At 39.8% G+C, this 16,782-nt stretch carries 9 protein-coding genes and 1 pseudogene; 3 read left to right on the top strand and 7 right to left on the bottom strand.

Annotated features, from left to right (window positions below):
* Nucleotides 1–25: 25 nt before the first annotated feature.
* Nucleotides 26–8,659 (bottom strand): DNRLRE domain-containing protein, encoded by an 8,634-nt coding sequence (locus ACQRBN_RS13390; RefSeq protein WP_427739521.1) that lies wholly within the window; start codon nt 8,657–8,659, stop codon nt 26–28.
* A gap of 179 nt (nt 8,660–8,838) precedes the next feature.
* Between ACQRBN_RS13390 and ACQRBN_RS13385 the strand changes: the two genes are divergently transcribed.
* From ACQRBN_RS13385 to ACQRBN_RS13375, 3 genes are read left to right on the top strand one after another with little or no spacing between them, the layout of a single operon-like run.
* Nucleotides 8,839–9,222 (top strand): BlaI/MecI/CopY family transcriptional regulator, encoded by a 384-nt coding sequence (locus ACQRBN_RS13385; RefSeq protein ID WP_427739520.1) that lies wholly within the window; start codon nt 8,839–8,841, stop codon nt 9,220–9,222.
* Nucleotides 9,222–10,379 (top strand): M56 family metallopeptidase, encoded by a 1,158-nt coding sequence (locus ACQRBN_RS13380; protein WP_427739518.1) that lies wholly within the window; start codon nt 9,222–9,224, stop codon nt 10,377–10,379. The genes ACQRBN_RS13385 and ACQRBN_RS13380 overlap by 1 nt, the downstream gene beginning before the upstream one ends.
* On the top strand, nt 10,360–10,596 hold the full coding sequence (locus ACQRBN_RS13375; protein ID WP_427739516.1) for a hypothetical protein: 237 nt from the start codon (nt 10,360–10,362) through the stop codon (nt 10,594–10,596). The genes ACQRBN_RS13380 and ACQRBN_RS13375 overlap by 20 nt, the downstream gene beginning before the upstream one ends.
* 254 nt (nt 10,597–10,850) lie before the next feature.
* On the opposite strand, the gene ACQRBN_RS13370 is transcribed toward ACQRBN_RS13375, so the two are convergent.
* The 6 genes and pseudogenes from ACQRBN_RS13370 to ACQRBN_RS13345 form a co-directional block, all read right to left on the bottom strand.
* Nucleotides 10,851–11,129 carry a winged helix-turn-helix domain-containing protein gene (locus ACQRBN_RS13370; protein ID WP_427739515.1) on the bottom strand — a complete coding sequence of 93 codons (279 nt, stop codon included), beginning with the start codon at nt 11,127–11,129 and terminating at the stop codon, nt 10,851–10,853.
* A 7-nt stretch (nt 11,130–11,136) separates the two neighbouring features.
* Entirely contained in the window at nt 11,137–11,517 is a 381-nt protein-coding gene (locus tag ACQRBN_RS13365; RefSeq protein ID WP_427739514.1) for a hypothetical protein, read from the bottom strand.
* Between the two features lie 113 nt (nt 11,518–11,630).
* A complete protein-coding gene (locus ACQRBN_RS13360) occupies nt 11,631–12,056 on the bottom strand; it encodes a hypothetical protein (protein ID WP_427739513.1) in 426 nt (141 codons plus the stop codon).
* On the bottom strand, nt 11,998–12,933 hold the full coding sequence (locus tag ACQRBN_RS13355) for a hypothetical protein (protein ID WP_427739512.1): 936 nt from the start codon (nt 12,931–12,933) through the stop codon (nt 11,998–12,000). Before ACQRBN_RS13355 ends, ACQRBN_RS13360 begins: the two co-directional genes overlap by 59 nt.
* A 16-nt stretch (nt 12,934–12,949) precedes the next feature.
* Nucleotides 12,950–13,036 (bottom strand): annotated as a pseudogene (locus ACQRBN_RS13350) (SEC-C metal-binding domain-containing protein); the annotation flags it as partial.
* A gap of 944 nt (nt 13,037–13,980) precedes the next feature.
* Nucleotides 13,981–16,782 (bottom strand): TOTE conflict system archaeo-eukaryotic primase domain-containing protein (locus ACQRBN_RS13345; protein WP_427739511.1); only part of this gene is annotated, 2,802 nt, incomplete at its 5' end.

The raw sequence follows: 16,782 nt of genomic DNA, 5'->3' as shown, positions 1-16,782 counted from the left end.
TAGTATTTTTTCATCCAGTCGGTATTTAAAGTAAAGATGAAATAAATCCCATTGCAAAATCTGGCAACCAGTTCAAATAACCCACCACCACTGAGGATTCTAATCCATTTGTTAACGTACCAAATCCTGTGTTCCAAAGTTCCTGCGCAGCACCAAAACCTGCTGATTTTACGAAGCAGTTATCATCAATTATTAGGGAACCACCAATTCCACTTGCTATTCCAGTTGCAACTGTAGCCACTCCTTTTCCTAAACCTTTCTGGGCAACACCAACCGCTTCTGTCACGCCTCCTATTCCACCGCTTATCGCACCTCCTACAGCGCCACTAATAATACTTTTTTTGACGCGATCATATCTTTCCTGACTTGTCCCTTTTTTTGCTATCTCAGCAGATCCGTTCTGAATAGCACTATTACCGGCACCTTTTAATGAACCTTTCGCTGTCCGTCCAGCCACTTTTCCTATTGTGGACGATTTCCCTTTCGAAATTACCTGCCGCGTCTTCGTTGCTGCCTTCTTTACCCCGGATTTTGCTTTTTTCGCAGTAGTCTTCAAAGTTCGGGATATCTGACCTCGACTCGGTATCTTTCTCCTCACATAACTAACCGCCTTTTTCGCAACCTTCGCCACTCTCGGTCCTGCGATTGCACCAACTACTGCCCCACCGACCGTACATCCGGCAACAATCGCTACTTTCTTCCAGCCTTTCGCCTTAGTCTTCTTTGCGATCTTTCTTCCAGCCCAGAAGCCAACCGCTCCGCCGACTACTCCGCCAACGATTCGTGAGATTGCGATATGTCCGCTCGGATCTTCATAGTTCACCGGGCTATTCGCGCAATATACATATAGATTCCATGTAGATGGCTTCGCCGAATCACCCCGGTAACTGTCACGGGAGATGAAGCGTCCATCCTCCGGATTGTAATATCTAGCGCTTAAATAATAAAGACCCGTACTCTTATCATAGATAGTTTCATTGTAGCAGATTTCATTATAAAAATCAGTATCTCCATGAATACTTGTCTCACCAAAATCTGTATACTGATAGGAAACTACACTCTTTCCATCTGCGTCTCTTAGATTCGTCGTACTGCCTGCCGGATCTTTGTGATAATAATAGTATCCTTCACCTGCATCTTCTTTCCTTGCGGTTGCAATAATATTACCGGATGCTCCCTGGAGATTCAGGCTTGTGCCTTTTCCCTTTCCATCAGTCGTATACAATACGCCGCCATTGCTGTAATAATAATTCGTGGTCTTTCCATCTTCCGTCTTCTGGATTCTGTTTCCTGCTCCATTATACTGGTTTGTCTGCTGAACCTTCTGCTTTCCATCCTCAGTAATGGTGCAAACAGACAGTCTTCCTACCGAATCATAGGTATTCAAGGTCTCTTTTTTACTTACACTATCCGTTTCCCGTACCTGGTTACCATTCGCATCATAGGCGTAAGCCTTCGTCGATATAGCGGTTCCGTTCGCATCTTTTGTATCACTGTTCAGTAGTTGATTCAAACTGTTATAACTGTAGTTCGTGGTCAGTGTGCCCAATGTACTGCTTCTTTCCTGTTTCAGCCGGTTGCCAACTGCATCGTAGGTATAAGAAAGCACGTAACTATTTGCCGCATCCAATTGATTCTCTACTTCTGTACGGATCAGATTGCCCCTGACATCATACTGATAGGTACGCACTTCATCCTGTCGATCCTCTTCCTTCTCCGGGTACAGGTTCTGCAAGGTTTCACGAACAAGACGGCTGTTCTTATCATAACTGTATGTATAGGCTTCCTTTACAAGATCCGAAGCCTCACTATCTGTATAGGTCATGGATACCGGTCTTCGGCAGATGTCATAAGCGTAATGGCACACCGTAGATTGCGGATTACTTACCAATTCGCCAGTTTTAGAGAGCACGCGATAGTCAGTAATGTCAGCAACACTTCCATATTCATCATAAGCATATGTGCGAAGCGTTGCCTCTTTGCCATCCTTCATGACTGCTTTGATAGTCTTTAGCCATTTATTCTGGTCATATTCGTATTTCAGACCAGTCACCTTCCAATCAGACTGCGGATAGGTAACAGTGAGAAGATTGCCATCAATATCATAACTATATTTCGTAGTTGCCGCTTCTTTTTCTGCTGCTGTAACTGCCGATGGCTCCTTACTGGTATTTAATTCCGTCAGGCTAGTCATCCTCTTGAGTCTGTCGTATTTATATTCTGTATAGCGATATGGTGATGCTGTTCCTCCGCTAACTTTATAATCCGTCATGGAAGTGATGTTGTCTGACTTGTCATAGGTGTATGAGGTCCGAAGTTCCTCCGCTCCGGACGCATTCTTATAATGCTTGGCAGTTACCCGGTCTTTCCCATCGTAATCATAAGTTACTGAAGTTCCCAGGCTTCCTTTTTGCTCAGAGACCCGTCCCTTGCTGTCGTAGGTATAATTCTGGCTGATGGCTGTAACTGTTCCGTCTCCGCGGTCAAACACACTGACTGGCTGCATTGCCATGTTATAAGTCGTGACCGATGTCCGTCCCAAAGCATCAGTAACGGTATTCAACGTATTACCATTCTTGTTCTGAGAATCGAATTCATCATACTTATACCTCGTTACATTCGCCGCTTCACCTTCCACTGAAGGCTGTGTCACGGAAGTGATTCTTCCATATGCATCATAGGTATAAGAGATGGTATTTCCTTCTCCATCTGTAGAGGTGATGACATTGCCGGTACTATCATAAGTCATATTCTGAGTCAGGGAATCCTTCGTTACCACGAATGTCTTGGCTTCTGTACTGTACTCCGGATTCAGAATCTGTCCAGATGCATTGCCGTTCTTATCATACAGATATGCTGTCACAATCGGATCTGTATTCTCTGGATTCGTACCAAGCTGGCAGCTTACAAGCACATGATTCTCTCTGTCGTAAGTATAATCTACGTAGAGTCCATTCTTCTTCTGACGGATAATCTTTCCATAGGTGTCCGCATAGGTTTCTTCCAGAATATCGCCATTCGGATTCTTTTCTGTTGTAATCAGAACATGCTTGGTATTCTTCTTCTTTCCTTTTCCGGTATCAATTGCAACACTGCCATAGGAATAATCTGTGGTCCATGTCTTTGACAGATCTCCTTTTTGGATCCCTTCTTTTATGACACGATTCATGTTATCATATGTGTATGTGTAGACCGTTCCATCTTCATCGGTCTCTTTGATCATCGTCCCGTTATTATCGTATTCCCGAGTCACAACATCCGTAATATTCCCCTGCTTCGCCGTAATCTTGCTGATACGTCCGAATGGATCATAGTCTATCGTTGTTGTCGTCCCTAGGGTATCTGTAGAACTAATCTCTCTTCCCATGACATCATATACAGTCGTGGTTGTCACCGTGTACTGCCCGGATTTTTCTGTGGTAACTTCTGTCTTTTTACCGGATGAATCATAGGAATATGTAGTCTCTGTAGAACTCTGATTCGCACTATCATTTAGGAAATATTCTCGTTCGGATTTGATCTCTCCTTTTATCTTTCCTGCTGCCGCATCGTCTTCCTCATAATAAGTTGTTTCAACAACTCTTCCATCCACTGCATCATAGGAGCGGATCACATTGCCGTTGCTGTCATACATATAAGTCTCATCCGTGATAATATCTCCTTCTGCATTCACTTCTCGATAGCCCGTCGGCAGATCTCTTAATTTTTCAGGTGCATTCTCATTATATGTATAAGTAGACTTGACACCATCTTCATCAGTCTCCTCTGTTACGTTCTCTCTGGAAGAATACTTCTTCACTTCTGTCTTTTCTGTAGATTTCTGTACTACTTTCTGATCTTCTAATTCCTGATAAATCATAGAATACGTAGTCTTTGACAGCAAATTGTCTACATACTCGTAGGTAACAGAATTACCGGAATTATCTATCATCTGTATACTATTTCCAGACGATGGCTCAAAAATATTAACTTCCAGAAGAATCTTCGTTGTCTTTCCGTTCTCAGTCACTTCTTTGTAGGTCGTTGTCCGGTTGCTTGCCACATCATATTTCAGACTGATTGCCTCACCGTTAGGATACGTAACTTTGTTCGCTTTTTCTCCATCATAGTCAATCTGATACTGGTTACCACATGCATCAGATAGGTTCACTAACTTCTGAGAATCATTATATTCCATAGTCCAGTGAAGAGTAGACGACTTATCTGTTCCTGTCTTTGTAACGCCGGATAATCTCGAATCGGTATACTGATATGAGACTTTACTTCCATCCGGAAGCCTTAACTCTTTCACTGTAAAAACATCTGGTCGCGCTTTCCCTTCTTCATAATCTTTCTCCGAATAGTAGACAAACTCCATAGCAAGGTTCTTACTTGTTGTAATCTTCGAAAGAAGACCTTTGTCCGGTTCATATTCAAATAATAAGAAATTGCCGTTGGCTTCTGACATATAGATCAACTGTCCACCGGAATTAAACCGATACTGTACATTATCCTTCGTATCCATGGTAAATTCACTGACAACCTTGACCTTTTTCTTCTTGTCCTTCACGCCGATTTCCTTATCAGGTAGTTCTACTTCTTCCGTTTTTGATTCTTTTTTCAGATTGATGTATTTCCCCATGGAAGAGGTGTAACTGCCATCATCCTTCCGGTTAAAAAAGAACAGCGTCCCATTCCCATCCTTAAGGACGATGTTCTTGAAATCCAGCGAATCATTTTTACAGATATTCAGAAGTTCCATATCAAAACTATGCGTCCATCCTACACCAAACGCCGTCTTCTCTGAAGATAAACTGTTATAGGTACGCTCCAGTTTGACCGGAAGTTTCTCGTTCGGAATCTCGGCATCAGCCTGTATATAGACCAGATTCCCCCGGCTCTTCTCAATATTGCCATCACCGGAAGGTGTATCAAATTCAGCATACTCCCAGTATTCCTTCAGCCCCATCCGCTTCACATATTCGTCCGCATCTATCACGGTACTGTCGATTTCATTAGAATAACTGCTTGCCCTGATGACATTCCCACTCGCATCTTTTTCAACTGCGCGGATTCTGTAATAGAATCTTCTGGAATAATTAACATTCATCTCTGCCCAGTAATTCGCCTTCACATCGGATGCAATCCGATTCTCTTCGGAGGGCGTAAAGCCCTCCTCCTGTCCTCTGTATATCTCGTAAGATACCTGCTGCGGCCATGTGCCAGAAACACCACGCCAGCGAAGGTAAGTCTTATAATTCAGTTTGTCTTTAACCCCTGCTTCATAAGGATGATAATTCTCTGCCTCTGACAGTTCAAATGTCTCTTCCTCTGTACAGTCCAATTCCAGGATCCATCTGCTCGTATCTTCTGATGCATTCACAGGCTCAATTTTTATGCTGGACGCTGTCGCACTTGATCCGGAATTAAGTTTTGCAATATAAATAGTTTCCCCGTCTGTTGCTTCTACTATCTTTGTTCCATCAATCGTTATGTTAGCCTTCGACTGTGTTCCCCTCGTATTCAGCCTAAAAGATACACATCCTTTCGGAAGGTTTACAGTTTCTCCTTTTTTCACAGCCATCAATTCCCGGTTCTTTATGATATTGCGGCTGTAATAGAATTGATTATCTTTCGTGATGACCGCAAGAATTGAATGAGTTCCGCTGTCTGCACTCGGAAGATTCTTATTCCATGTTTTCTCAGAACTGACCAGCCTCTCATCACAATACCACTTAGTATCTCCGACAGGTATATCATCTGTTACAGGCCATTTTGCAAGTTCTAATTTCTCCACATTTGCCGGAAAGACGATATGACTGGCACTGTGTGCAGTATAATCCGGTCTCTTAACATAGAACTGTGCAATGATTCTCTTTGCCAGAATATCTTCTTCAGAAGTTGTAATTGTCTTAACTACGCTTGAAACATTTCCTGCTTTATCCGTTACTTTTAAGCATAGTTCATACGGCACGTCTTCTTCCATCTCGCTCATATCGAAGAAACCAATGTATCCATCTTCGATTGCCTTCTGTCCTTGCAGGACAGTCTCTGCTTCTGTACTTCCTTCCTGTCTTAATGTTACTTCCCATCCGGACAAATTGTCATCTGCAATCGTTCCAAAGAGAAGTCCACGTTCTATGTCTGTAATTTCTGCACGTGGCGGCGTTTTATCAATAGTACAATGAACAACCGCTTCTGCTCCCCGTCCTCCTGCTGCATCAACTCCACACACGGTTACATCATAATTACCTTCTGCTTCCGGCAGGCTGACTGCCAGTTTTCCGCTGGTTCCAGTCACCCCATCTATGGTGATCCATTCCGTACTTTCCAGAAGCTTGTATGCCATTCCATTCACTTCTGCAGAAGCATATGGGAACTCCCACTCAATCTCTACATTACTCTGATTGGAAATGACAGGTTTTAGAACAGGTGCTGCAAGTTTATTAACAACTGTTACCTGTTTCTCACATTCTGCTGTGAATCCAACAGAATCCTCCATCGTCATTTTTAGCGTATAAGTTCCATTTTCCAGTTCCGGAGTAAAAACAGTCTGTATTTTGGAAAGTGTAGAATTCGTATATATATCTTTTACAACATTGCCCTTACTATCATACAACTTCATGGAACTGCTCTTAATCGGCGAACCCGTTCCATCTACTTCTCCAACAATTTCTACCGTATCTCGCAGAACATTAACTTCCTGGGATGTGCCATTTTCCAAAACCTTAATCGTACCCTTCGGAGGTGCATTATCAACTTTCAGAAGTTTCCAGTTCTCATCACCAACAGCACCACTGGAACCCACACCACGAACTCCAACTTTATAGGTTTTATAAGCCCCCTCCGATACATCTTTCCCTACTGTAACATCGGCACTTCCATTTGCAGTTGTTCCAATCTTCGTATTGCCGGAATAATTCGTTTCTATTGATAATTCTTTATTATTCTTCTCATCATATTCAACTGCACGATACTGAATATAACTAAGATCACCTGCAGTAATTCCACTCCATTCAATCTTACTCTTCTCTCCCGGTTTAATATATTCCGGTTCCAATTTTACGGACACTGCTTTTGCCGGGCGATCATAATATTCTACCGTCAGTTTCGGTCTATAATTCGCTGTTGCATGGCGAACACCAAAGAATTGCGCAACCGTATTTGCCGCACCCTCGTTGTCTTTCATTAACAAGATTCCATAATTCGAATAATTCCGATCTGCATACCCCTGCATTAATCTGGTAACATCTAAGGTATCTGTCTGATAAGCACCTTTTGTGTTGAAACGCCCTATTTCATTTCCATCGAAACCAGGCTGGCTATTCCACGAAATGGTATTCTGCGCCCAGTCAGATGTAACTCGGAAAGCCCGAACTGTCCGGTCTGCTTTTCCTACCCCTGTCTCTACCACCGATAATGTCGCACGCTTAATATACCTTTTTGAAATTGAACTCAGGTCTCCTAATGCCAGATAAGTTCTTGATATTCCTTGTTTTCCATTACCAAGATAGAAAGATGTAATTCCCCCAACATAATAATTGTAGTTTGGGTAACTACTTAAAACATACACATCACTAATCCTGGAATTATCATTCCACACCAGTGTTGGATCAATGGTAACCGGATATTGACGTTCCTCATCCTCCAGATACTCTTCTGACGCTGTTAATGTCAATAAATACTTTCCTTCTTCTTCATTCAATGTTTCCAAAGAATATGATAAGTCTTCCGTATATGCGTCACCTGATGCATCATTCATATTAGGTTCCTGAATGAATGCTGCAATCACATTATCTTTGTAAATAGTAAGACCTTCACCAACTGGATTTTTCCTTATCGTCATTCCCGGCACTTCTAAAAGGAATGAGAAAGTATTCTTTCCCGGCTTCTCAGTAAGTACGATCTCTTCCTTGATTCCATTATCCAATGACGTATATTGAAAACTAGCCTTACCATCTTCTCTGCCATATACCGCTTTGACCGGTTCGTTTTTTGTCTCTTCATAGATGTCGGTAACTGCTTCTGTGGCAAGACTTGCTTCTGATGTCTGCACTGCATCAATCTGTGTTCCGGCGATCTGTGACTCGTCACTTGATATTTCACCAATCTGATATTCTTCAATACCTGCTTCTTCGTTTTGTACCTCGTTTTCAACAGATTCAGAAACAGTAGCATTAGCCTCTTCCGCTCCCTGCATCGTAACAACCTCTGCCGGATCTTCAACCGGGACCAGACGAATCTGGCTTCCTTCTTTTTCCATCAGGATCGGCGTCTCTTCTGTCAGATTTGCAGGAAAATATTGTTTCTTATCTCCCACGGCATTCTCATAAGCATAACCCTCAAGATCATCTCTCGATTCTATCTCCTTTAGAGATGGATCATAATCTATCAGTTCCCCATTCTCGTTTCGGAATCTAACATCTTGTCCATAAAATTCTGTTACAAGTACGCCGTCCCCCACATCATAAGTTGTAGAATCCTCAGTTTTCTCTGATTCAATAACATTTTCTTTACTAATGGTCTGATTTGCTTCCTGTTTCTTCCCGACATCTGCTTCCGTCTTTGGTGGCGGCGAATTTTCATCTGCCTCTGCCGCAAGACTTTCCATTGATGTTGAGGTGAAAAACATCGCCATAATCAATGTTGATGCTACTATCCGTTTCCAATTATTCTTCATAGTCCTTCTCCTTTTGCTAATATTTCACAGTCTTATTATAACTATAATATATTATTATATATATATACTGTCAATCAAATTGCACTTTTTATTTATTTCTTTGTGCAATATTGTTGATTTTAAATTTTATTAATTGTATAATACGCTAAAGATATCTTAAAAACGAGAAGGTGTGATATATGAAAAAGAAATTAAGCAAACGGCAATTAGAAGTTATGAAAATTCTCTGGAACAACACCAAGCCTATGGTTGCCTCCGATATTGTAAAAGCGAATCCTTCTCTCAATATCAACACTGTACAGGCTTGTCTAAAAGTACTTATAAAGGAGAAAGCGATAGAAGTAGCAGATATTGTATACAGCGGAACTGTATTAACCAGAAGTTATAGAGCGCTAATCTCTAAAACAGACTATTTTAATGATGTCTATAGAGATATTATAGGGGGTTCCTCTGCGTCCCCTCTTATTGCTTCGTTCATCCAAACCGAAGAAAGCCTGGAAGAATTAAACGAATTGCAGGAAATGATTACAAAACGAAAAAAAGAAATCGAGGAAGATAAATAATGTCACTATCATTAGGACCATTTATAACTTGTTTTTTGGGAATTGCTTTCCTTACTGGTTACTTGTATATCATTTTATATCGCTCAAAAAATTTTTTTGCATATAATACTAAGATTATTTTTGTTGGTATAACTATTATATTTTTAAGGTTATGTATTCCACTTAATTTCCCTTTTACATACACAATATATTCTGCCAAGATTCTTTTACCGATTTCTAAAATACTATATGCAGATAGCGGGATTTTAGATTATGATATATTCGATTTGTTTATTATTATCTGGATTATTGGCGCCATCACAAAAATAGTCGTATTATGTCATCAAAAAATACAATTACACAATTATTTAAAAGAATTCGTAATTGATGAACATAGCCAATATACTGAAATATTGGAACTTGTTCAGAAATACTACTCTAAAGATTTAAAGATTGCCATCATACCTGCCACTGTGTCCCCGGCAGTAAGTGGTATTTTACATCCAACGTTAATTTTACCTGACAACTGTGATTTATCAAATGAAGAGATGAAATACATCTGTTTGCATGAGATAGAACACTGCCAAAACCATGATTTATGGATGAAGATGTTTATAGAGATCATTGCCTGTATACATTGGTGGAATCCATTAGTATATTTAGTCAAAAAAGAATATTTTCTTACTCTGGAAGTTGCAAATGATTGCTTTTTAATGAAAACGCAACCAAATGTTAATAATATCAAATATGCCGATCTGATTTTGAAAGTAGCTAAAATGTCAATGTTTTCATCACTTCCAAAATCAGCGGATACAGTTCATTTTGTTGGCAAGAATTCTTCTAATTTAAAGACAAGAATATCATTTGTATTAAATCAACCTGAAAAAAAAATAAAAGAAAGACCAATGATGATTACAAACCTTTTAACTTTATGTATTGCTGTGGTTTTCACTTTATTATTTGTTATAGATCCTACAGCGCCTATTTCTGATGAAAAGAAGGGTGACTCATTTGCGCTTGATTCCTCTAATGCCTATCTGTTAAAAGTGTCTGAGGGATATGAAATATACATTGATGATGAATACACTGGAACAATAAAAGAGATACCTGAAGATTTTAAAAATCTTAAAATATATACTAACACGGAGGATTTTCCTAATGAAGATAAACAAAATTAAACTTCATCTTATTGCTTGTGCATTCCTAATTTCCCTATTCGTTTCTACACCAGCATATGCTGAATCTATTTCTTCAATTTCAAACACAACATCTTCCGCATCAGTAACGCGAAAAGATGATATCCGTTGGAGATATAGAGTTATCGACGGTGTTCTTTATAAACGACAATACAATTATTCAAGAGGAGAATGGATTGGGAAATGGATAAAAGTCTAGATGTCTGCCGCTCAGCTGAGCGGCAAACTATCTCGTACACACAACGTCCCCGAGGATGTCAAGTTATTGCTACCGAAAAAAATAGTTAAACTTTTTAGATGATTCTCATAAAGATAATATAATGCAGAAATCATAAAATGCTGTAAAGCAGTTACACTTTACAGCATTTTAGTCGCTTCTACCAACACATTCTTCAATTATTTATTTTCACACTAAATAATGAAAATGGATAATCCCTTTCTCCAAGACACCTTTTAGGGTATAACTTCCCAACTCCCTTTCCGATTCGTTCCATTTCTCTTTATCTTTTCTGCTTTTTTAAGTTTTTGAATATAATATTTAACTCTGCTTACAGACCAATTAAGCTCCTCTGCCAGCAAATTATTTGTCATATCAGGATTTCTCTGAATAGTAACTAGCAACAGTTTTTCCTCCGTACTCAATTCAGTTTGGTTCGATTGGTCTAATTGGTCCAATTGGTTATCATGACTAATCGAACCAAAATCATACGAATAACTCTCATCCAATGGCACAAGGATTCTAAAAACATCTCCTTCGATAAATTGGGGCTCTTTCCCCGAATAATATTTTGTGTATCAGGCAAATGTTTTCTTCCAAAATCACCTCATCCCTACCAAGAAGCATTATAGCCGCTAGATTGTACCCTTCTTCGCCTGTCGCAATGTCATAACCATATAATCCTGCACTTTTCAATAATTCATGATCTTCCATCTTAATCCACGGATGAGTCCCACCCGCATGATTTTGAGCCATAATCCGAATCTTTGGGAGTAAATCCAATCGCAAATCACTTATTTTTGCATAAGGATAAATCTTCTTTTCCGTATAAATGTTCTGCTTCCGAATGTACATTTGAGCGATTATGCCAATAGCTATAATTTTCACATCTGCATCATCCACTCGATTTCCAAGAAAATGGCTTAAAACCGCATACATTCAATGGTGGATGTTACATTGTTGTCATAAAGTCGGCAGGTTAGATGTTCCGTCATTGTCACAAACATAACTGCTTTTTATACGCCAAAATAGCCCCTCATTTCTGCCTGAAAGGAAGAATGCCTTGGAAATTTTTTCTTATATTCCTGAAAAATCATCTGTTTTGCTCCCAATTTCCCCATGCCTTCTTTTATCTCCGCAACCAAGGCAAGCAATTCTGCAACCTCCCCATAATGACTTCTATGCTGACCAGATACAATTGCGTTAGCTCTGCTGTAAACGATTTTTTCCGCCCAGGCAAAATAAGTATTTTTTTCTTCCTGTGACATCTGAAAATATTTTTTCCATCCCTGAAAATAGTTCCAGAACGTACCTATCTTAAGTCTGTGACTTTCTTCAACAATTTCGCTCTCAAAATCCATTTGCAGACTCAAATCATTTCCATCAGGAAACCCCACATATCCCGCTATACCTGATTTTAAGCTTACTGTCAATTTTTTCAATAGCCCTGTCTCCAATCTTTTCGATTTGAAAATATTCATGCTTTTTATTGTATTCCTGCATCGCCGACAAATATAATGACGGATGCACGTCACAGTTCTTATCTGCCATCTTTACCAGTCCATCAATTCCTTCCTGATATAGAACTGCTTCCTGTAAAAGTCTGCTCTCCTCTTCCCCGCTTTTCGTTTGCAGCAGTGCAATCCAATCTTCCCAGAATTGTTCTGTTCCATCTAATTCTTCGCGTCCTACGCAAAACATATCCTCGATGTGCAATTTTCGAAACGTATAAATTGAAAAATATAAGTATATATCCTCAGCGCGATTTTCCGGCTCCTGTACCTGATAATCTGCATATAGTGTCAGTAAAGCTAACTGTTCCAGATCTGTATGAATAATTTTATTCTCCGATAATAATTCCAGATCCACAGGATCACATTCATATTCCAGATCTGTACTTACAGACATTTCCCATAACCACTCATAAATATCATTCGCTTCCTGATATTTTCGGTCATCCACACAATCCTGTGCAAACCGAATCATAAATTCAACCTTATCACCAATCCCCTGATTATCGTAATAGTCTATAATCCAGTCTCTGTCCCAATAAGAATCCGAATAGTCTTCGTATTCATCCACATCCAGATATAATTCTCCCTCATCGATCTGATTCATCCATTTTCTCAGAAGTTCCATTTTTTCATCTACAAATTCCTGAGACATTCTTTCAGTCAATCGAATCTTGTCCTTTTCCGTTGTACAAGTTTCTATCATTACTTCTAATTTTTCACATTGTTCTTTCGAAAGTAAGCCCATCATGTTTAATATAATATCCTGCAACTTTTCTTTACTGAGTGCTTTTATCTTTTGTTCCATACCCGGTTCATCCCTTCTATTTTTTTCCACAGCATTTTTTATATTTTCTTCCACTGCCGCAAGGGCACGGATCATTGGGGTATACCTTCTTTTCTTTCACAATTGGTTTCTGTACCGGCATACGAAAATCATCATGCAAATCATTATAATAATCCGCCTCTTCCATCGAATCAGGAAAAGACTTTAGCTGCGATTCTATCCATTTTAAATCTTCCTGCAATCCCAGATGCTGTGCTAAAAACTTTGCACGTTCAAATAGCAAGCTATTATGTATCGTGCAAGGAACACCGATTACTTCTTTCCGTATCAGACAATATGCCGCTTCCGCGCCCTCCTGCTCCTGCACACACCAGCTAAATACACTCCAAGCATTTTCATTATGCGGCTCTCTTTGCAGCCAATTTCTGAACCATACCTCGCCTTCCTCTGCTTTTCCTGCTGCATATAGTTCCTCCCCGATTGCAGAGCGAAAATTACTGCCGTCATCAAATGTCCAATCCAACATATCCAAAACAGAGTGACAAAAATCAAGGCGTTTCTCGTGTTCGCCTAAATTACCAAGTTCCATTTCAAGATCCTGCAGCCACGCATCAACCGGATATTGATAATCCTGCTCCTCCATCAGCCCGCTGATACTGCATTTTTCTTTTTCCTGTCTGATAATCCCCTGAAATATTTCCCATGCCCGCCACCAACAGTCCAACAACACATCATCCTGCACATTCTGAGCTTCATAACCGCGCTGCACAAGTTCGTCCCACTCATCCCATTCTGTCAGAATTGCATGCGTATCCTCAAAATCTAGGCTTTGCTGCACCATTTTTTCTAAAGCAAGTCCGTATCTTTTTTCATCATAAGGCTGATTTTCTTTTAGAACATCGTATATCTCCGTAAGTACAACCGCTCCGATTTTTTCTTTCGCTTCTCTTGCGGAATATCCCGCATCCAGCAGTTTTTGGTATGCCTGCCCGGTCATCGGCGGATCATTCTCTCTTAACTGATTTTCTACAACTTCCAATATTATTTTCTTCAATCGTATATTTGCCATTATCCTTCTACACCTTTCAATTTATCATCCATTGCAATCTCCAGCAGCTCCGCTGCAACCTGCGAAGACTTGATTCGCATCAAATTATCCCATGCATCCTCTTTACCCAAAAGATTCATTCCACCATGCCACACCAATTCATCATCTATAATTGCAAAATGCTCAACAACTTCTTCCCTCAAAATTACATGTATTCCTCCAAGCCTCATATTTTCTACCATACTCAAACAAAATTCAGTACTTCCATAGGAAATATTTTCTGGCTCCGTAGTAATTACTGTAACATCAACTCCAGCTTCCTGTCTCGGTTTTAAAAGGTAAATGAATCGTTCGATTTTATCCTGTGTAAGTTCAGGACTTGATACAATGACTCGCTTTCTTGCTTCAACAACATCCCTTTCAAATACATCTGTATAATTCCCGGAATCATAAATGGAATTTGCAGTCTGTTTTGATACAAGTGTATCAGCAATCAGATCAAACCCTATTCTTTTGTAAGTTCGCAGCCGTTTTGCATACATATTATCAAAATATCGTATATGAGAATCTATATAATCATAAACAATCACTTCTGTTTTTCCTTCGTAATCACGATTCAATCTACCGATATATTGTTCCAATCTGCCCGCAAACGACACCGGTGCAGCTAACATTAAAGTATCAAGTCTTGGATAATCAAAACCTTCACCTATTTTCTGCCCAGTTGCAATTAAAATAACGCTTTCCGTTTTTGGAATTTCTTTCAGTTTTTTTCGAATTTCTGTATTTTCCTTATCAGAGTTGTCACCGTATAGAATAAACACATGCTTGGCATCATTCTGCAGATTGTCATATAAATATTTCGCATGTTCTTTATACTTTGTCAATATAACCGGTGTACGACCATTTTGAACACACGCTCTGGTATCATTAAGAATCATCTCATTTCTGACATTGCTGGTACTGATTAGCGAAAATGCTCCATTAATATCATTCTTACTTTCATTTGTATCAATTACCCTTGTATATCTCGGATATACAAAATGGCCAATTCCCTGCTCGACCGCACGTTCTTTTGCCGTGTAACTATGACGTATAGGTCCCAAGAGCATATATGTGATTTTTTCCAGACTGTCTCCTCTTTTCGGCGTCGCAGATACTCCATAAACATATCTGGCATTGACCTTCTTAAGAACTTCGACGGCAGTATTTGATGCGGCATGATGACATTCATCCATAATAACCTGCCCGTAAGAACGAAGAATCTCACTTGCTTTCCTCTTACTATATAGAGAACCGACCATTGCAACGTCAACAATTCCCGTTAATGTATTTTTACTCCCATGCAAAATACCAATGACACTGTTACGTTTCTTTACACGTCCGCTTTTCGTTTGATATGTAGGTGGCTCCTCATCTATTATTAAAAATCTATTCAGTTCATCCACCCATTGTTCCAACAATGCCTTACTCTGTAATAAGATCAAAGTGTTGACCTTATTCTCCGAAATCAAATAACTACATACTACTGTTTTTCCAAACGCTGTCGCAGCACTTAAAACCCCATGATCATAAGACAACAATTTCTGTGCTGCTAAATCCTGCTGCATTCTCAAATCACCGTTAAAAGAGACTCGGATTGGTCGTCCTTTTTCTCTATGATCTTCAATATCATATTCAATGCCTGCTTCCTTACATGCGCTTATCAGATTTTCCCTAAGCCCCCGCGGAATACATATGTATCCCTCTGTATCCTTTCCCATATAAACGGCACTGAAATTATAGTAATTCGAATATCCAAGTCTTTTATTTTTATAAAACACTGGATTATCAAAAGCTGCCATACTGCGAATCTGATTCTGTAATCTAGGCATAAGGTTCAATGTATCAATATATACACCATCCCCTAGCACGACATGCATTTTCCCTATAACGTCCGATTTCACAAAACCTTCTTTTTTCTTCCATGGCTTAGGACGATTTTGCTGATTCATTGATGCAAGCGTCCCCTTTTCTTCCGCAAGCTCCGCCTGCCATTTCGCCATACATTGCTCTATCTCCTGGATAGTAAGCTTCTTCGTATGGTTCAGCAGAATATCCCATTGATCCGGATAAGCATTCCAATTTCTATCAACAAAGGCACTGTTTCCATTTTTCAATGCCTGCCCTTGTAATGGCAAGGCTATTAAATTGCCTATACTGCTCGCAACATCTTGTGATGGGTACATACGATCATAATAATGAAATGATTTTAAATTAATAGAAGAAGAACCTTTGTCCAACAATAAAAAGCCAAAGTTTCTTGCCAATGACGCAGATACTGGTTTCTTGAAAAAAATCCAGACATGAGCACCTTTACCGGAACGTGACCGTTCCACTAAAGGTGATATACCATTACTTTCACATATAAGTCTAAGTGCATTTACCTCATCCTTCCATTCATTATCTGTATTTGCAAAATCTGTCTCCTGCGCGCCTTTCTCGTGATTGTCAAAATCAAACACAAGGAATCTGCAGGTCCCATCAGGTAACAGCGGGTAGACTCCAAGTACATCTGAACCATCTTTCTTATAGCCGATCAGATGTGCCACTATTTTATCCAAAGTAAGTTTCGTCCAATCCGTATGTTCACATGCCTCGCATACTATTTTTTCTCCACGCTGCTTTGGGCAGATCTTACTGTTCCACCTGTTGTTACATTGCGGAAAATATCCTCCCTTACTTCCTCTTTTTGCAAACACATCCTCTCGTCCCCAGAACATAGAAAAATACCATCTTGCCATCTCTTTCGTAATATATTGTCCGATAATTCTTCCGCCTTG

This window comes from Bariatricus sp. SGI.154, from assembly GCF_050313795.1.
Lineage (GTDB): Bacteria > Bacillota > Clostridia > Lachnospirales > Lachnospiraceae > CAMBRQ01.
This window is presented reverse-complemented; position numbering and strand designations above follow the sequence as displayed.

What these genes read in the sequence shown, in the direction of transcription:
- ACQRBN_RS13380 (WP_427739518.1), top strand. Translation starts at nt 9,222, where the DNA reads ATGTCACTATCATTAGGACCATTTATAACTTGTTTTTTGGGAATTGCT.
- ACQRBN_RS13385 (WP_427739520.1), top strand. Translation starts at nt 8,839, where the DNA reads ATGAAAAAGAAATTAAGCAAACGGCAATTAGAAGTTATGAAAATTCTC.
- ACQRBN_RS13375 (WP_427739516.1), top strand. Translation starts at nt 10,360, where the DNA reads ATGAAGATAAACAAAATTAAACTTCATCTTATTGCTTGTGCATTCCTA.
- ACQRBN_RS13390 (WP_427739521.1), bottom strand. Translation starts at nt 8,659, where the DNA reads ATGAAGAATAATTGGAAACGGATAGTAGCATCAACATTGATTATGGCG.
- ACQRBN_RS13355 (WP_427739512.1), bottom strand. Translation starts at nt 12,933, where the DNA reads ATGGAACAAAAGATAAAAGCACTCAGTAAAGAAAAGTTGCAGGATATT.